13 protein-coding genes are annotated in these 17,031 nt (G+C 62.8%); 9 read left to right on the top strand and 4 right to left on the bottom strand.

Going from position 1 to position 17,031, the window contains the following annotated elements; genetic code table 11:
* The first annotated feature begins 42 nt into the window (after positions 1-42).
* The 3 genes from AACH73_RS15985 to AACH73_RS15975 all read left to right on the top strand — a co-directional run bounded on the left by AACH73_RS15985 (position 43) and on the right by AACH73_RS15975 (position 4,602).
* Entirely contained in the window at positions 43-1,710 is a 1,668-nt protein-coding gene (locus tag AACH73_RS15985; protein WP_338735857.1) for an electron transfer flavoprotein-ubiquinone oxidoreductase, read from the top strand.
* 259 nt (positions 1,711-1,969) lie between these two features.
* A complete protein-coding gene (locus AACH73_RS15980) occupies positions 1,970-3,760 on the top strand; it encodes a tetratricopeptide repeat protein (protein ID WP_338735856.1) in 1,791 nt (596 codons plus the stop codon).
* Positions 3,757-4,602 (top strand): 4-(cytidine 5'-diphospho)-2-C-methyl-D-erythritol kinase, encoded by an 846-nt coding sequence (locus AACH73_RS15975; RefSeq protein ID WP_272741915.1) that lies wholly within the window; start codon positions 3,757-3,759, stop codon positions 4,600-4,602. Before AACH73_RS15980 ends, AACH73_RS15975 begins: the two co-directional genes overlap by 4 nt.
* A gap of 208 nt (positions 4,603-4,810) precedes the next feature.
* Here AACH73_RS15975 and AACH73_RS15970 read toward each other — a convergent pair whose 3' ends face one another.
* Together AACH73_RS15970 and AACH73_RS15965 are read right to left on the bottom strand one after the other, a co-directional pair.
* Positions 4,811-5,218 carry a DUF6157 family protein gene (locus AACH73_RS15970; RefSeq protein WP_272741916.1) on the bottom strand — a complete coding sequence of 136 codons (408 nt, stop codon included), beginning with the start codon at positions 5,216-5,218 and terminating at the stop codon, positions 4,811-4,813.
* A gap of 49 nt (positions 5,219-5,267) precedes the next feature.
* Complete coding sequence (locus tag AACH73_RS15965) at positions 5,268-6,572, bottom strand: MFS transporter (RefSeq protein WP_338735855.1); 1,305 nt, start codon at positions 6,570-6,572, stop codon at positions 5,268-5,270.
* A 151-nt stretch (positions 6,573-6,723) separates the two neighbouring features.
* On the opposite strand from AACH73_RS15965, the gene AACH73_RS15960 reads away from it, so the two are divergent.
* From AACH73_RS15960 to AACH73_RS15940, 5 genes are all read left to right on the top strand, one after another.
* Entirely contained in the window at positions 6,724-7,608 is an 885-nt protein-coding gene (locus AACH73_RS15960; protein WP_272741918.1) for a glycine--tRNA ligase subunit alpha, read from the top strand.
* Between the two features lie 5 nt (positions 7,609-7,613).
* On the top strand, positions 7,614-9,893 hold the full coding sequence (gene glyS / locus AACH73_RS15955) for a glycine--tRNA ligase subunit beta (protein ID WP_338735853.1): 2,280 nt from the start codon (positions 7,614-7,616) through the stop codon (positions 9,891-9,893).
* Between the two features lie 167 nt (positions 9,894-10,060).
* Positions 10,061-12,724 carry a pyruvate, phosphate dikinase gene (ppdK, locus tag AACH73_RS15950; RefSeq protein WP_338735852.1) on the top strand — a complete coding sequence of 888 codons (2,664 nt, stop codon included), beginning with the start codon at positions 10,061-10,063 and terminating at the stop codon, positions 12,722-12,724.
* 218 nt (positions 12,725-12,942) lie between these two features.
* Positions 12,943-13,362 (top strand): hypothetical protein, encoded by a 420-nt coding sequence (locus AACH73_RS15945; RefSeq protein ID WP_338735849.1) that lies wholly within the window; start codon positions 12,943-12,945, stop codon positions 13,360-13,362.
* An 82-nt stretch (positions 13,363-13,444) separates the two neighbouring features.
* Entirely contained in the window at positions 13,445-14,248 is an 804-nt protein-coding gene (locus tag AACH73_RS15940) for a hypothetical protein (protein WP_338735848.1), read from the top strand.
* A 191-nt stretch (positions 14,249-14,439) separates the two neighbouring features.
* On the opposite strand, the gene AACH73_RS15935 is transcribed toward AACH73_RS15940, so the two are convergent.
* Complete coding sequence (locus AACH73_RS15935) at positions 14,440-15,405, bottom strand: NAD regulator (protein WP_338735847.1); 966 nt, start codon at positions 15,403-15,405, stop codon at positions 14,440-14,442.
* Positions 15,383-16,006, bottom strand: coding sequence for an HD family hydrolase (locus tag AACH73_RS15930; protein ID WP_272741924.1), 624 nt, complete (start codon positions 16,004-16,006; stop codon positions 15,383-15,385). Before AACH73_RS15930 ends, AACH73_RS15935 begins: the two co-directional genes overlap by 23 nt.
* A 148-nt stretch (positions 16,007-16,154) precedes the next feature.
* Here AACH73_RS15930 and AACH73_RS15925 point away from each other — a divergent pair, with 148 nt between their 5' ends.
* Positions 16,155-16,991, top strand: a complete 837-nt coding sequence (locus tag AACH73_RS15925) for a universal stress protein (protein WP_272741925.1) — start codon at positions 16,155-16,157, stop codon at positions 16,989-16,991.
* Positions 16,992-17,031 lie beyond the last annotated feature (40 nt).

Genomic DNA, 17,031 nt, shown 5'->3' with positions numbered 1-17,031 from the left:
GATCAAACCGGCACCAGGAAATATTAGAGAAGAGTACAGGACATGGCGGACGCACCCGAACGGGAATCGATGGAATATGACGTCGTCATCGTAGGCGGCGGCCCGGCAGGGCTGGCGGCGGCCATTCGTCTCAAACAGACGGCACAGGCCAAGGGCGGCGACGTGTCCGTGGCCCTGCTGGAAAAGGGGTCGGAGATCGGCGCTCACATTCTGTCCGGCGCGGTGATCGACCCGTCGGGCCTGACGCAGCTCTTTCCCGACTGGAAGGCGCAGGGCGCACCGCTGGAAACGGCCGTCACCGAGGATCGCTTCATCTATCTGGGGCCGCAGGGCGCGCTTGATATCTCCTTCCTGCCCATGCCGTCCTATATGAAGAATCACGGCTGCTATATCGGGTCTCTGGGCAATCTGACGCGCTGGATGGCCGAACAGGCCGAGGCGCTGGGCGTTGAAATCTATCCAGGCATGGCCTGTTCCGAAGTCCTGTACGACGAAGCCGGGGCCGTGGCCGGTGTCGTGGCCGGTGTGTTCGGGCTCGACCGCGAAGGTCAGCCCAAGGCGGATTATCAGCCCGGTCTGGAACTGCGCGCCCGCTACACCTTCTTTGCCGAGGGGGTGCGCGGCTCTCTGTCGCAGCAGATCATCAAGCGCTTTGAGCTGGACAAGGACAGCGACGTCCAGAAATACGGCATTGGCATCAAGGAGTTGTGGAAGGTTCCGAAGGCGAAGCATAAGCCCGGTCTGGTCCAGCACACGCTGGGCTGGCCGCTGGATGACAAGACCGGCGGCGGCTCCTTCATGTACCATTTCGGCGACGAATACGTGTCCATCGGCTTCGTCGTCCACCTCAACTATCAGAACCCCTATCTGTCGCCGTTCGACGAGTTCCAGCGCTTCAAGCAGCACCCTGTGGTGCGTGAGCATCTGGAAGGCGGCCAGCGTATCTCCTACGGGGCGCGGGCCATTACCGAAGGCGGTTATCAGTCGGTGCCTCGATTGAGTTTCCCCGGCGGGGTGCTGATCGGTTGTTCGGCGGGTTTCGTGAACGTGCCGCGCATCAAGGGCAGCCACAACGCCATCAAGAGCGCCATTCTGGCCGCCGATGCGGCGTGGACGGCTCTGTCGTCCGGCGACGCGCCGCAGACGCTGGAAGGCTATGACAAGGCCTATCAGACGTCGGATATCGCCAAAGAGTTGAAGCTCGTGCGTAACGTTAAACCCCTGCTCAGCCGCTATGGCACGACGCTGGGCATGGTGCTCGGTGGTCTCGACATGACGGTGGGCAATCTCACGGGCGGCTGGTCGCCCTGGGGCACGCTGAAGCACGGCAAGACCGATGCGCAATCGCTCAAACCCGCTGCGGAATTCAAGCCGATCACCTATCCGAAGCCCGATGGCAAGATCAGTTTCGACAAGCTGTCTTCGGTCTTCATCTCCAACACCAACCACGAGGAGGACCAGCCGGTCCATCTGCGCCTCAAGGACCCGGAGGTGCCCATCGCCATCAACCTGCCCAAATATGCCGAACCGGCGCAGCGCTACTGCCCGGCCGGGGTCTATGAGGTGGTGGACGATAACGGCAAGCCGCGCTTCCAGATCAACGCCCAGAACTGCGTCCACTGCAAAACCTGCGATATCAAGGACCCGACGCAGAACATCGTGTGGACCACACCCGAAGGCGGCGGCGGCCCCAACTATCCGAATATGTGATGTCTCTCCTCCCTGCGGCAAAGCTGTTGGGGGGAGGGCGTTTGAGTTTCAGGGCGCTGAGGCTCTGATTGTTTTCGCGTTGTCCCCCTCCGTCTGCTCGCAAGGCTCGCATCCACCTCCCCATTGCGGCGCAACAGGGAGGAGATTCACGGGCTTATCCCTTGAGAATTTGGCTTTTTGGTAAGTTTGATCTTCGATAAGGACTTGATCCTGCCGGATTTACTGCGTTCACTGTGCCGGTAATCGAGAGACGCCCCTGATGAAGCCCGTTCTTGCCTCTTCCGCCCTTGCCGCCCTCCTGTGCCTGACCTCCCCGGCCATGGCCGCCGATGCGGCCTATTCCAGCGCCTATGGCGACTTTCTGGTCGGGCGTCTGGCCGCAGCACAGGGCGATACGGAGACGGCCGCGCGCGCCCTGATGGCGGCGGCGGACGCTGATCCTGCCAATGCGGCCTTAAGGGAACGGGCCTTTCTGGCGGCGGTCCTCAGCGGCGATATGAGCTTTGCGCGCAGCCATATTCCGGAAAAGGGCGGGCGCTTGTCGCGCACGGTGGCGGCGCAGGTACGGGCTATTTCTCTGATCCGCGAGGGCAGGGGCAAGGCCGCCGCGGCCATTGTGGAGGCCTCCGAAAAGGCCGGTGCCAGCGACCGCGCCACGCTTTTGCTCAAGCCGCTATCCTATGCCGCCGCGCGTCAGTGGGACAAGGCCATTGACCCGACGCTGGAAAGCCAGTTGAACGCCGGGACGACGCCGAATCGCGACCGGCTGGTGCTGTTTCTTCAGGCCGCCAATCAGGCGCGCTTGCTGGAGATGAAGGGCCGTCATGCCGAGGCCGAAGCCATCTTCAAAATCATCTGTCAGCCCGGCCCGGCCAGTGTGCTGTTCGGCCCCTATTACGGGGCGTTTCTGGAGGGCCGCGGGCGCAAGGACGAGGCGCGCAAGCTGTACACCGATATCCTGAACGTATCTGAGGACCGGCTGGTGCGTCAGCGCCTCGACGGGCTCGATGCCAAAGACTATCGCAAGCCGAAATCGCCGGATGTGCGGTTGATTCTGGCCGACAGCCTGTTCCTGTCCGGCACGCTTTATGCCTCGGAGCAGCAGTCGGAAATGGCGCTTGCGACGCTGCGGCTGGCGCAATACGCCGCCCCGGAAACCGCGGCTGCCACGCCGACGCTTGACCGCACGCGGCTTCTGGCCGGGCAGGTGCTGATGCGCATGAAGGACGTGCAGGCGGCGCAGACCGAATGGGCGTCGATTGAGCCCGACTCGCCCTTTTACCGTGAGGCGCAGGTGCGCGCTGCCTGGAGCCTCAAGGAAGCCGGCGATCTCGATGGGGCCGAGGCCCTGTTTACCGAACTGAGCGCCGCCGACCCGAAGGACATTGGCCTGACGGTCGAGCGGGCGCGCCTTCTGTGGCAAAAGGACGATACGGCCGGGGCGCTCAAGCTGATGGAGGCCTATCAGGCCGCCTATGGCGACGCGGATTTCGGCTGGGAAACCTGGTTCACCGTGGCGGTGCTGTATCAGGCCGCCGGTGACTGGGACAAGGCCAAGGCGGCGGCGCAAAAGGGCCTCACCCTGCAACCGGACAGTTCCGAACTGCTCAACCTGTTGGGCTATGGCCTGATCGAGCGCAAGGAGAACGTCACCGAGGGGATGGCGATGATCCGCAAGGCGCTCGAAAAGACGCCGCGCTCAGGGGCGATCATGGACTCGCTCGGCTGGGGCTATTACCAGCAGGGGCAGTATACCGAGGCGCTGGAATGGATCGAAAAGGCCATCGCCGCCGAACCCGCCGATCCGGAAATCACCGACCATCTGGGCGACGTCTATCACAAGCTGGGGCGCACCATCGAAGCGCGCTATCAGTGGGCGCGCGTCCTGACTCTGGAGGCCGACGACAAGCAGAAGGCCGCCGTGCAGGCCAAGCTGGATACGGTCGCGGTGCCCGACGTCAAGGCCGTGGCCGAGGCCGAAACGGCGCCGACGGGTGTGACAGCCAAGCCCAAAACCCCGGTCAAGACACCGGTTAAAACGCGCAAATGAAGCGGTCGCGGCTGGCTCCGGCCAAGGTCAATCTCTATCTGCACGTCGCCGCCCCGGATCACCGGGGTTATCACCCCCTGCGCAGTCTGGTGGTTTTTGCCGACTATGGCGATGAGGTGCGCCTGACCCCGGGGGAGGGGCGGCTGTTCATCGACGGGCCGTTCGGGCAGGGTTTAAGCGCGGGCGAGGACAATCTGGTTCTCAAGGCCGTGCGGCGGTTTGAAGCGGCAACGGGCGTGCGCGTGGATAACCACGATTTCCACCTGACCAAAAACCTCCCTTTAGCCTCAGGCGTAGGCGGCGGCAGCGCTGATGCCGGGACGGTTCTGCATCTGTTGCGTGAAGCCTGCGCGCCAGAGGTGACTGACGACGCCCTGTCGGCCATGGCGGCAGAGACGGGGGCGGACGGCGTGATGTGCCTGTGGGCTCAGGCGTCGATTGCCGAAGGTTATGGTGAGCGATTGACGCCGGTCACGGTGCCGCCCTTGCCCGCTGTGCTGATCAATCCGGGCGTCGAGTGCCCGACACCGGCGGTGTTCAAAGCCTATGATGCGGCAGCGGAATTTGCCCCTGTTGACACGCAGTGGCGGGCGGAGGACCTGATCGACGACCTCGCTACCACCCGTAACGATCTGGAAGCGCCCGCCATCCGTCTGGTGCCGGTGATCGGTGAGGTGCTGGCGTCTTTACGTGCGCAGCCTGAGACACGCTTTGCCCGCATGTCGGGATCGGGGGCGACCTGTTTTGCCCTGTGCAAGACCTTGAGCGAGGCCGAAACCCTGGCGGCCCGGCTACGCGCCGACTGGCCCAAGGCATGGGTTCGGGCCTGTACGTTGAAGTGATCCACAGATGTACATGCACATCCGATTAGCGCCACTCATCCCGCCGTGGGGAGGATCGGGTTTTGGGAACCACAGATTACACAGATTTCACAGATGGCGCTTCGCGCCGGGGTTTGCGCGACTTCCGCAGTCAGAGCCTAGAACGCATATCTGTGAAATCTGTGCAATCTGTGGTTTCTTCTAAACTGCGGCCATCTGTGTAGAAGGCTTAAACCATCTCCACCGCGCGCTTGCTGCGCATGGCTTTTTCGACGCGGACCTCCGGGTCTTTGAGAAACTTCCGATAAGCAATAGAATCCGCAGGATAAAGCGCGATCTTGCCTGCGTGATTATAATGCGCCCCGAAGCCATAGGTTTTGGTCAGGGGCGAGGCGCGCATACACGGGTGGCCTTTGGAGAGAAACGCCGCGCGCGCCTGCTGATCCGCTGTATCGAGGCCGTGTTTCAGGCAATGGACGGTAAAGTTCAGATCATCCAGCGTCAGTTCGTAGGGATGTTCCGACAACAGCTCATAATGGAGCCGCGCCAGGGTCGGCGGGCCGTCACGGCGGGGCGGTTCGACCCCCATGCGGTGTTTCGAGTCTTCGGCGATGGCGATGAAGGTGTTGCGGATCATGGCTTCGTCCCTGTGTCGCGGCCTTTGGGACAGTGAGTATACGCCTGTCTCAGGCCGTCTTGAAGAGGCCACGCTGCCGCAGGATCAGGCAAAGACTCAATGCGGGAAGCCCGGCCACTGCTGTGCCGATAAAGAAGATCTGATAGGCCCCGAACAGGCCGTGCGAAGCCGTCAGGCCATCGACGATCTGCCCCGAAAAGCCTTTCAGCAGCTTGCCGGTCAGGTCGGCCGCCGAATACATCAGGGCAAAGTGGGTGAGGGTGTGTTCCTTCACGGTGAGGCGCGTCAGAAAGGCGATAAAGGCCGTTTCGGCTATGCCATTGGCGATATTGTCGATGATCAGCGTGCCACCGAACACGGTGACATCGCCGGGATGCGCGGCCATCAGGGCAAAGCAGATATTCGACAAAGGCCCGGTCACCGCCCCCAGCCAGAAGGCGCGCTCAACCCCCAGCCACAGAAGGCAGGCGCCGCCCAGCGCCACCCCGGCGAACGAGGCCGCCAGTCCGATGGTCGAACGCACATAGGCGATATCGGCATTGCTGAGGCCAGTGTCGCTGTAAAGCGGCCCGGCCACCGGCCCGATCAGATAGTCGGGCAGGCGGTAGAGCGCCACGGTCGCCAGCACCCACCACGCCAGTCCCGCATGTTCCTGAAAAAAGCTTTTCAACGGTGCGACGACATAGGTGTCGAAGCTGTAGGGCACCGGCGGCGTCAGGGCTTCGGCGCGCGACGGCCGCGCAATCAGCGTCGCGGCCACACCGACCAGCATCAGCGCCGCCAGCCCGGTTACCGTGGCCGGCCAGCCGAATTGGTCTGCGGGAATAAGGATCAGCGAGCCGGAGACGATGGCCGCGACCTTATAGCCGAGGGAATAGATCGTCGGATTGAGCGCTTCTTGCGCCTGTCCCTCGGTCTGCTCGATGCGCCAGGCGTGGATGGCGATTTCCTGCGAGGCGGCGCAAAGCGCCAGCAGCAGGGTCACGGCGACGAAGGCCCAGATATTCCCCGTGGGGCCGATGGCGGCCATGCCGATCAGGCTGAGGATCACCCCGCCCTGCGCCAGCAGCATGAAGGACCGTCTTTGCCCCAGCCGCACGTGCAGGAGCGGCAGACGCACCTTGTCCATCCACGGGGCCCACACGACCTTGAAGCCGTAGAACAGGCTGATCCAGCCCATATAACCGATGACGGTCAGGCTTGTGCCCTCTTCGCGCATCCAGAAGCCCAGTGTCGCCCCGGTCATCAGAAAGGGCAGGCCCGCCGAAAAGCCCAGCACCAGCAGCAGCCAGGCATTGGGCGTTTTCAGGGCGCGCAGGATGTCGCGGAGGGTGGGCTTATCGGCAGAGGACATTTGGCTTTAACCCGCTCTCCCCAGTCGCGGGGAGGCGCACAGAAAAAGCGATTCTCCGCCGTCTGAACAGGTTTTCTTTCCCTGCAAACCTTGCTTGGCCGGACGCACCTCTCTATGTTCGCGGCCATTCTGGAGTCCGGCATTTTCGAACATGACCAAAGAGCCCCTGTCCTTTCAGGACCTTATCCTGACCCTGCACCATTACTGGAGCCAGCAGGGCTGCGTGATCCTTCAGCCCTATGACGTCGAAGTCGGCGCAGGTACCCTGCATCCGGCCACCGTCCTGCGCGCGCTGGGCAAGAAACCGTGGAAGGCCGCCTATGTGCAGCCGTCGCGCCGTCCGGTCGATGGCCGCTATGGCGAAAACCCCAACCGCCTTCAACACTATTATCAGTATCAGGTGATCCTGAAGCCGAACCCCGACACTCTTCAGGAGCTGTATCTCGGATCGCTGAAAGCCATCGGGCTCGACACGGCGCTGCACGACATCCGCTTCGTTGAAGACGACTGGGAAAACCCGACTGTGGGCGCGTGGGGCCTCGGCTGGGAAGTGTGGTGCGACGGCATGGAAGTCACGCAATACACCTATTTCCAGGGCGTCGGCGGCATCGAGGTCGATGTGGTGTCGGGTGAACTGACCTACGGGCTGGAGCGTCTGGCCATGTATCTTCAGAACGTCGATAACGTTTATGATCTGAAATTCAATAATGACGGCGTGAAGTACGGCGACGTGTTCAAGGAGCAGGAGCGCCAGTTTTCGGCCTTCAACTTCGAAGCGTCCGATGTGGCGACGCTCAAGCGCCAGTTTGAGGACATGGAGCGCAACGTTCTGCGCATCCTCAATACCGAAAACAGTCTGGGCTATAAGCTGGTACTGCCGGCCTATGACCACGTGCTGAAGGCCTCGCACCTGTTCAACCTGATGGATGCGCGCGGCGCCATCGCGGTGGCCGAACGGCAATCCTATATCGGCCGCATCCGCGACCTCTGCAAGGCCTGCGCGCTTGAATGGGCCGCACAAGAAGAAGCTAGATAACACAAATGGCTCAGTTACTTATCGAACTTTTTTCAGAAGAAATCCCGGCGCGGATGCAGCTTCAGGCCGCGCGCGATTTCGAGCGCCTGTTCGGCGATCGCGCCAGGGCGCAAGGCCTGACCTGGGACAGTCTCAAGGCCTATGTCGGTCCGCGTCGTCTGGCCCTGCACGTCGAAGGCCTGCCGCTGGAACAGGCCGCCGTCACCGAAGAGGTCAAGGGCCCCAAGGACGGTGCGCCGGAACAGGCCATGGCCGGTTTCCTGCGCAAGGTTGGCCTGACGCAGGATCAGCTTGTGCTGGAAAACGGCGTGTGGATGGCGCGCATCGAAAAGCCGGCCAAGAGCACGGCCGAGGTCCTGCCCGGCATCCTCGAAGACGTTATCCTGACCTTCCCGTGGCCCAAGTCGATGCGGTCGGGCACATCGAGCTTCCGCTGGGTGCGTCCGTTGAAGCGCATCCTGTTCCTGTTTGATGGTCAGGTCATTCCGCTGAGCATCGGCGGTATCACATCGGGCGACCTGACTCAGGGCCACCGCGTCCTGTCGTCCGGAGAGGCCTTTGCGGTCAAGGACTTCGCCGATTATCAGCAAAAGCTGCGCGATCATTTCGTCATCCTCGACCACATTGAGCGTCAATCCTTGATTCTGGATAAGGCCAATGAGGCCTGCGCCGCCGCGGGCTGCGCTCTGATGGACGATCATGGCCTGCTGGAAGAGGTGGCCGGCCTCAACGAATGGCCGACGCCGCTCTTGGGCGATATGGACCCGAAATTCCTCAGCCTGCCGCCGGAGGTCATCAAGACCTCGATGCGCACGCACCAGAAATACTTTGCCGTGCGCGATCTTTCGACCGGCAAGATGGCCGCGAAGTTCGTCATCGTCGCCAATCAGGTGGCCAGCGACGGTGGGGCGGAAATCCGCCGCGGCAATGCCAAGGTGCTGTCGGCGCGCCTGTCGGACGGCGTCTTCTTCTGGTCCGAGGACAATCGCAAAGGTAATTTCGACGCTTGGTTGCAAAAGCTGAACGGCGTGACCTTCCACGCTAGGCTGGGCACGATGGCGCAGCGCGTGGCGCGCATCGAAGCGCTGGCGCAAGTCATTGCGCCGCTGGTCAAGGCCGACGTGTCGCTGGCCACGCAGGCCGCGCATCTGGCCAAGGCCGATCTGGCCTCCTACATGGTCGGGGAATTCCCGGAACTTCAGGGGGTTATGGGCGGGTATTACGCCGAAGCGGCCAGGCTACCCGGTGATGTGGCCGAAGCCATCCGCGAACACTATAAGCCGCAGGGCCCGTCGGACTCGGTGCCCGAAGGTGCGGTGTCGGCGGCCGTGGCTCTGGCTGACAAGATCGACACGCTGGTCGGCTTCTTTGCCATCGACGAAAAGCCGACGGGCTCGAAAGACCCCTATGCCCTGCGTCGTGCGGCTCTGGGGATTTTGCGCATCCTGCGTCAGCACAATGTGCGCGCCTCGCTGTCGGAGCTGGTCGCCGCCTGGTATCAGTCGCTGCTGATCTATGCGGGCGAAGGTCGCGCCGTCTATGTCGATACGGACAACTGGCGCGGTTCGGCCGGGCCGCGTTGGGCCGAAGGCGAAACCGAGGTCTATGACAACTATCTGCGCGATTTCCGCGCCGGTCTGCTCGAAAGCCCGGTCTTTGTCATCCCGACCGACCGCGACTACGATCTGGACCTGCAATTCGAGCATGTCGCCAATACGCCCAAGGTCGATAACGCCCTGCTGACCTTCCGCGATTTCCGCGCGGTGTCGGCGGAGTTTGCGGACTTTTTTGCTGACCGTCTGAAGGTTATGCTGAAGGACGAAGGCGTGCGTTTTGACGTGGTCGAGGCCGGGTTTGCCGTCAGGGACGACGACATGGTGCGCACCGTGGCGCGCATCAGGGCGCTGGAAAGCGTGCTGGCGTCGCCGGCGGGTACTGAGCTTCAGGCCGCCTATACGCGCGTCGCCAATATCCTCAATGCCGAGGCGAAGAAGGGTGCTCTGCCGACGGCGGAGCCCAAGTTGCTCAGCGGGGCGCCGGAGGTGGAAACGGCCCTGACGCAGCAGGTGATCGCCCTGACGCCGGTGGTGGAGCGGCTGATCGACGCCGAACAGTTCGAAGAGGCGCTGGGCAAGCTGGCGGGTCTGCGCGGGGCGGTCGATGCCTTCCTCGACGGGGTGCTGGTCAATTCCGACGTGGTGGCTGAGCGCGAAAATCGCCTGAGTCTGTTGTCGGCCCTGCGGCGTCTGTTCGACGGCGTGGGTGATTTGTCCAAGCTGGCGTAGGCTAAATCCTCCTCCCCTTCGCTGGTGCGACAGGGAGAGGGGATTTTGAATTACATAAAAACTTATTCCGCAGAGTTCGCGCGCGCGTGTACCTTTTGCCTACCGTCCGGCCGTGCCAGCCGGGTGAACAGATTGTTTTATCTGATTGTGGAAAGAGGGATTTTTAAATGTCGAAGCAATGGGTTTACGCATTCGCCGCCGGTAAGGCCGATGGCAATGCCGCGATGAAGAACCTGCTGGGCGGCAAGGGCGCCAATCTGGCCGAAATGTCGTCTCTGGGCCTGCCGGTGCCGGCGGGCTTTACGGTGACGACCGAGGCCTGCGTCCATTATTATCAGAATGAGAAGACCTTTCCCGACGGGCTGGACGCCCAGGTGAAGACGGCTCTGGCCAATCTGGAAGCCTTGACGGGCAAGGGTTTTGGCTCGGTCGAAAACCCGCTGCTGGTTTCCGTGCGCTCTGGCGCGCGCGCGTCGATGCCGGGCATGATGGATACGGTCCTCAATCTGGGCCTCAATGATCAGACGGTCGAAGGGCTTGCCGCCCTGACCGGCGACCGCCGCTTCGCGCTCGACTGCTACCGTCGTTTCATCACCATGTACTCGAACGTCGTGCTGGGCGTCAGCCATCACGGTTTTGAAGATATTCTGGACGACCATAAGGACCGTCTGGGCGTCACGGTAGACACCGACATCACGGCGAAGGACTGGGAACGCGTCATCGCCGACTACAAGGCCAAGGTGAAGGCCGATCTGGGTCACGACTTCCCGCAGGACCCGCAGGATCAACTGTGGGGGGCGGTCAAGGCCGTGTTCGGTTCGTGGATGAACGACCGCGCCAAGTTTTATCGCAAGATGCACGACATCCCCGAAGACTGGGGCACGGCCGTCAATATTCAGTCGATGGTGTTCGGCAATATGGGCGACACCTCGGCCACCGGCGTCGCCTTTACGCGCAATCCTTCGACCGGCGACAACACGCTCTACGGCGAATTCCTGCTCAATGCGCAGGGCGAAGACGTGGTGGCGGGTATCCGCACGCCGCAAACCCTGACGAAAAAAGCCCGCGAAGAGATGGGCGAGCGCAACCCCTCGATGGAAGAGGCCCTGCCGGAAGTCTTTGCGCAGTTCCGCTCAACCGTTGAGACGCTCGAAAAGCATTACCGCGACGTGCAGGACGTGGAGTTCACAGTCGAACAGGGCAAGCTGTTCATGCTGCAAACCCGCAATGCCAAGCGCACCTCGCGCGCGGCGCTGAAAATCGCCGTGGATATGGCCAAAGAAGGCTTGATCACGCCGCAGGAAGCGCTGATGCGCCTCGATCCCGGCGCGCTGGATCAGCTTCTGCACCCCATGCTGGACCCCAAGGCCGAGCGGACCCTGATCGCGCGCGGCCTGCCGGCCTCGCCGGGTGCCGCCTGCGGCAAGATCGTCTTCACCGCCGATGACGCCGTGCGTCTGGCGGCGGCGGGCGACGATGTCATTCTGGTGCGGGATGAAACCTCACCGGAAGACATCCACGGGATGCACGCGGCCAAGGCGATCATCACGGCGCGCGGCGGCATGACCTCGCACGCCGCCGTGGTGGCGCGCGGCATGGGCCGTCCCTGCGTGTCCGGGGCCGGGGAGATGGTCATTTCGACCGAACGCGGTGAATTCAGCGCGCGCGGTCAAACCTTCCGCTTTGGCGATATCGTCACGCTGGACGGTTCGACGGGTGAAGTGTTCAAAGGCTCCATCCGTATGATCGAGCCGGAATTCTCGGACGACTTCCACCAGATCATGAACTGGGCCGACGAATTCCGCACGCTGAAGGTGCTGACCAATGCCGAAACCCCGGCGGACGCCCGCACCGCCATCGGCTTCGGCGCCGAAGGCATCGGGCTGTGCCGCACCGAGCATATGTTCTTCGACGAAGACCGCATCAGCGCTGTGCGTGAGATGATCCTCGCCGATGACGAGGCCGGCCGCCGCAAGGCCCTGGCCAAAATCCTGCCGATGCAGAAGGCCGACTTTGTCGAGCTGTTCAAGATCATGAACGGCCTGCCGGTGACCATCCGCCTGCTCGATCCGCCGCTGCATGAGTTCCTGCCGCACACGCCGGAAGACATCAAGCTGGTGGCCGAAGCCGCCGAAGTGCCGGAGGAAAAGCTCCTGAAGCGCACCAAGGAACTGTCGGAAACCAACCCCATGCTGGGCTGGCGCGGCTGCCGTCTGGGCATCACCTTCCCGGAAATCTACGAGATGCAGGTGACGGCGATTTTCGAAGCCGCCTGCGACGTGAAGGCCGAAGGCTTTGACCCGCAGCCCGACATCATGCACCCGCTGGTGGCCACGAAGGAAGAAATGGCCAAGCTGGTTGCCATGACCAAGGCCATTGCCGAGGGCGTGCTCAAGGCGCGCGGGGCCGAGGTGGCGTACAAGGTCGGCACCATGATCGAGTTGCCGCGTGCCGCATTGCTGGCCGACAAGCTGGCCGAAACGGCGGAATTCTTCTCGTTTGGCACCAACGACCTGACCCAGACCACCTACGGCATCAGCCGTGACGACTCGGGCCGCTTCCTCAACCCCTATATCGAAAAGGGGATTTTCGAGAAGGACCCCTTCGTCAGCCTCGATCCGGACGGCGTAGGGCAACTGATCGACATCGCCCGCACCAAGGGCCGCACGACCCGCCCGGACATCAAGCTCGGCATCTGCGGCGAACATGGGGGTGATCCGGCCTCGATCGCTTTCTGTCAAAAGGTCGGCCTCGACTACGTGTCGTGCTCGCCCTACCGCGTGCCGGTGGCGCGTCTGGCCGCCGCGCAAGCCGCGATTTCGGCAAAGTAATACGGTGACAGTACCCGACTGGAAGAAGCCCGGCCCTCCGCCGGGCTTTTTTCGTGGCGGAAAGGGATCGCATTTCCCCTCTCAGGCGTATGTCTTGGCGCTGTCACACGCGCCGTCTAACTTATCGCTCTCCGGCAACCTGCGGCCTATTGTCAGGTGTCGGGATTTGGGCTTTAGTTGTTAACACTTTCAGAATTTCGATTTTCCGGGAACTTGGCATGTCGTCCAAAACAGTATGGGGACTGGGACTGCTGCTTCTGACCGCCGGGGCAGGGGTGGGGCTGTATAAACAGCTTCCGGCCATGCCGCAGGCGCTGGAAGTGCGGGTCGCCGACGCGCTGAAGGCCGAGGGGCTGGGCGATATCGCCTATGAGGTCGATGGTCTCAATGTCCGCCTCAGCTTCAAAACGCAGGATTTTCGTCCCGGCGTCACCGCCGAGGAACGCAAGGCGCGTCTGATGCAGGCCGCCGCCGCCGTGCGCAGCCTGCAACCGGAACTGCCGCCGGAAATCGAGGTCTATGTCCCGAAGGGCGAGGGGTATCTGTACGGGCCGGCGCTGCAAGTGCTGACCGACACAAGCGAAACGCCGATGCGGGTGTCTATGGGGAAGACCGATCATGCTTTATCTGATCTTTGAGCTGCGCTGGCTGCTGCTGGGTGCGGCGGCGCTGGGCCTGTGTACGGGCTTTCTCGCGCGTCGCGCAGGGTAGGGGGAATACATGTATTTGCTGATTGCACAATCGGCGGCCCTGCTTCTGGCGGTCTTCCTGTTCAGCGGCTTTGTGGGCTGGCATCTGTCGCCCCGGCCGAAGCGCGCCGTGCGCCGCGTCTCGATATTTGACGAGGCCCCGGCTTCCATCGTTGACTCCACTCTCGATGCCCCGCTGAACGCTCCGGCGGTGGAACGCCCGGTTTCCGACCCGATGGTCGCGGCGGCTCAGGCCCTCAATGCTTCGCGTCAGGCCGTACAAGCGCCCGCCGCACAGGCAGACGCCCCGCGTCCATCGGCGGACATCATCCCGCTGCGACCGGTCGCGGCGGTGCCTGTGGCGCAACCGGCCGCTCCGCAGCCTGCGCCCGTGGGCGTCTCCACCGAGCTGGAGCCCGCCATCATGGCCGGGATTGAGCGCACCGAAGCGCCCGTCGTGGCCGCCCCCGCCCTGGCGGTCAAGGCTGAACCGGTGACGGAACTGCTGGATCGCACCTCGCGCCCCAAGGCCTCGCTTCTGTCGTCCATGACGCCGGAAAGCGTGCGCGCGGCGGTCGAGCAGGCGGGCACCGGCCTTGAGCCGCATCGCCTCAGCGCGCCCGAAGGCTATCCCGACGACCTGACGCTGATTTCGGGCATTGGTGCCGATAACGAGCGCGAATTGAATATGCTGGGCATTTACCACTACTGGCAGGTGGCGAGCTGGACGCCGGAACACGTGGCCTGGCTGTCGGCGCGCGTCCATTCGGCCCCGCGCATCGTGCGCGAAAATTGGATGGCGCAGGCGGCGCGTCTGGCGGGCCGCGCGGCGTAAGCTGGCGCTTTGGCAATACGAAAAAGCCGGTAGGGCAACCTGCCGGCTTTTTTTATTGGCCACGAAAATCACGAAAAGGCGTAGGCGGATATTTCGGCGCGGAGCGCCTGCGCTACGCGATATGTAAAGGCCCTCCGGGCAACGCAACTTCCGCCATTTCTTGTGCTTTTCGTGTTTTCTTGGCTAAAACCCTATCCTCTGGGCAAACTTAACCCCAGAGATGGGCTGAAGCGGAAGCGGTCGCGGTCATAGGCGTAAAGCTCCGCCGGACGGCCGCCCGTGTCGTCGCGCATAATGCCGGTCGGGCGAACAAAACCGGTGCGTTCCAGCGCGCGGCGGAAGTTCTGTTTGTGCAGGGGCAGGCCGCTAATGGCCTCCAGCGAGCGCTGCAATTCCAGCAGCGTAAAGCGTTCGGGCATCAGCTCAAAGATCACCGGACGGTATTTCAACTTACCCCTTAACCGTGAAAGACCGGTGGCGAGGATGCGGCGGTGGTCCGACAGCATGGCGATACCGCTGCCGCTGGAGGCCTCGGCGCAGCGCGATTCATGGATCAGGCAGGCGCTGTAGAGCAGTTCATAACGATCCAGCACGCGTTCTTCGTTCCACAGGTCGCTGTCTTCGGGGAACAGGGTTTCGACCCGGCCGTGCCGTTCGGCGGCGCTCTGTGCGTCCGGGGCGGCGTCGCACCAGTCGCGCAGACGCCGACGCAGAGGTGCTACCGCCGCCGGTTCGCCGCGCCGCCAGTCTTCCCACGGGAAGAAGGCGGAATAGGGCTTCCACTGGGCGGATAATTGCGACTGGAAGGCGCTGTCGGCGGTGAGGGCCAGATAGCCTAGCGAAATAACGCGCTGATCGCTGCCGCCGGGGGCAAGCGAACTCAGGCCCTGACGCCCCTCATCCCCGAAGGAATAGAGTTGCTCGACATAGCCCGCCGAAAACCCGGTCTGTTCGGTGACAAAGGCGCGCACGGCCAGATCGAAGGTGCGGTGGGCCTCCGGGCGAAACGGGCCGGACGGCAGGGCCGTGCCATCGGGCAGGGTCAGGCACAGGACCATCGCCTCATTGTCCTTGATCGCCATAACCACGGCGGACAGTTCGATCGTCAGGCTGACCGGCACAGAAAGCTCCTCCTCATAAACCTTGGCTGAGGGCATAGAACCTGTCAACGAACTGTGCACGGACGACCTGTCCCGACAGGGCGGTCAGGCTCAGGTCGTAGCCATCGGGCGGGGTGCCGAAAAAGGTGCGCGCTTCAGCGTCGGAAAAGCCGACCAGTTGCGTGGCTTCGAAATAGGCGCAGGCGTGATCGGCGCGCTTGATCAGGGCCTTGACCTCCTGTGGCACCACGGCGGGCAGGCCAAAGCGGATATGGATGGCCTGTTCCAGATGATGCTCAAACCGCTTGTAATCGAGGCCCAGCGCCGCCTTGAACGGTGAAATCATGTCGCCGATGACGTATTCGGGCGCGTCGTGCAACAGGGCCACCAGCCGCCACTGCGTATCGAGCCCCGGCCTCAGATGGGCGCAGATCTCTTCGACGATCAAGGAATGCTGAGCGACCGAAAAGCCATGTTCGCCCGTGGTTTGGCCGTTCCAGCGGGCGACGCGCGACAGGCCGAGCGCTATATCGTCAATCTCGATATCCATGGCCGAGGGATCGAGCAGGTCGAGGCGACGGCCGGAGAGCATACGCTGCCAGGCGCGGGGGGCGGGATCGACGGTGGTGCGTCGGGACGGAGGTGTGCGAGGGGCCATCGGGTTTCACAAAGTGTTGACGAAATACTTGTGCATTGGGGCCATATGCCGCGTGTCCAATCCACGGAGCGGGGCCTATACTTACAGCCATAAGGCGCGCTGCGTCGTGGTTAAATGCTGACCATGCACAAAAAAGGAGGTCCCTCTGATGACTGACTCCCCCCTCACTGCCGGTGGCGCCTGGGCGCGCGTATCGGTGCCGGTATCGGGTGCCCCCTCTGAAGAGACGGCGATTGCCATTGCCGCAGACATCGCGCGGGCCTTTGGCGGTCAACTGAGCTTCCTGTTTGCGCCGCCCGATCCGGCGGAACTGGCCCCGTGGCTGGGCGAAGGTTTTATGGGCACGGTGCAGATGGCGGCCATGGACGGGCTGAAATCGGCCGCCGAAGAGGCCGAGGCCGTGGCGCGCGACGCTTACAATGATACCGCCTATGAACATAAGCTGTTCCTGCCGCTGAAATCGCCGGTGTGGCAGTGTCTGGCGACAGAAACGCGTCTGTCCGACATTGTGGTCTTCGGTGATGAGAGCGCGCGTGGGCGCGGCCTGTTGTCCGAGGCTTTTCAGCAGGTGCTTATGGAAGAGCGCGCCGGAGTGTTTATCGCCCGCCAACCCTTTGCGGTAGGTGGCACGGCGCTGGTGGCGTGGGATGGCAAGGAGCCCTCTTCACGCGCGGCGCGGCGCGCCATCCCCCTGCTCAAAAAAGCGTCGAAGGTGGTGGTGGCCGGGGCACCGGTCGGGGAAAATCCCGCCGATCTGGGTAAGCTGGCGCGCTACTACATGCTGCACGGCCTGAACGTTGAGGTCGATATCCTGCCGAAGAGCAACGACCTGATCGGGACGCTGGTCGAGGCCAATCAGCGGCATCAGGCGCAATATATGGTGGCCGGGGCCTTCGGGCGGTCGCGCCTGCGCGAGTTTGCCTTTGGCGGCACGACCCGCGCCCTGTTGCACAATACCAATCTCAACCTCTATATGGCACATTAAGTTGAGGGCTTAAATCAATGAAAAGGCGGTGGAAATTCCA

The organism is Asticcacaulis sp. DW145 (assembly GCF_037101385.1).
Lineage (GTDB): Bacteria > Pseudomonadota > Alphaproteobacteria > Caulobacterales > Caulobacteraceae > Asticcacaulis > Asticcacaulis currens.
This window is presented reverse-complemented; position numbering and strand designations above follow the sequence as displayed.

Bases quoted from the DNA above. Each gene is read 5' to 3' on its own strand.
- AACH73_RS15985 (WP_338735857.1), top strand. From the start codon at position 43: ATGGCGGACGCACCCGAACGGGAATCGATGGAATATGACGTCGTCATC.
- AACH73_RS15980 (WP_338735856.1), top strand. From the start codon at position 1,970: ATGAAGCCCGTTCTTGCCTCTTCCGCCCTTGCCGCCCTCCTGTGCCTG.
- AACH73_RS15975 (WP_272741915.1), top strand. From the start codon at position 3,757: ATGAAGCGGTCGCGGCTGGCTCCGGCCAAGGTCAATCTCTATCTGCAC.
- AACH73_RS15970 (WP_272741916.1), bottom strand. From the start codon at position 5,218: ATGATCCGCAACACCTTCATCGCCATCGCCGAAGACTCGAAACACCGC.
- AACH73_RS15965 (WP_338735855.1), bottom strand. From the start codon at position 6,572: ATGTCCTCTGCCGATAAGCCCACCCTCCGCGACATCCTGCGCGCCCTG.
- AACH73_RS15960 (WP_272741918.1), top strand. From the start codon at position 6,724: ATGACCAAAGAGCCCCTGTCCTTTCAGGACCTTATCCTGACCCTGCAC.
- glyS (WP_338735853.1), top strand. From the start codon at position 7,614: ATGGCTCAGTTACTTATCGAACTTTTTTCAGAAGAAATCCCGGCGCGG.
- ppdK (WP_338735852.1), top strand. From the start codon at position 10,061: ATGTCGAAGCAATGGGTTTACGCATTCGCCGCCGGTAAGGCCGATGGC.
- AACH73_RS15945 (WP_338735849.1), top strand. From the start codon at position 12,943: ATGTCGTCCAAAACAGTATGGGGACTGGGACTGCTGCTTCTGACCGCC.
- AACH73_RS15940 (WP_338735848.1), top strand. From the start codon at position 13,445: ATGTATTTGCTGATTGCACAATCGGCGGCCCTGCTTCTGGCGGTCTTC.
- AACH73_RS15935 (WP_338735847.1), bottom strand. From the start codon at position 15,405: ATGCCCTCAGCCAAGGTTTATGAGGAGGAGCTTTCTGTGCCGGTCAGC.
- AACH73_RS15930 (WP_272741924.1), bottom strand. From the start codon at position 16,006: ATGGCCCCTCGCACACCTCCGTCCCGACGCACCACCGTCGATCCCGCC.
- AACH73_RS15925 (WP_272741925.1), top strand. From the start codon at position 16,155: ATGACTGACTCCCCCCTCACTGCCGGTGGCGCCTGGGCGCGCGTATCG.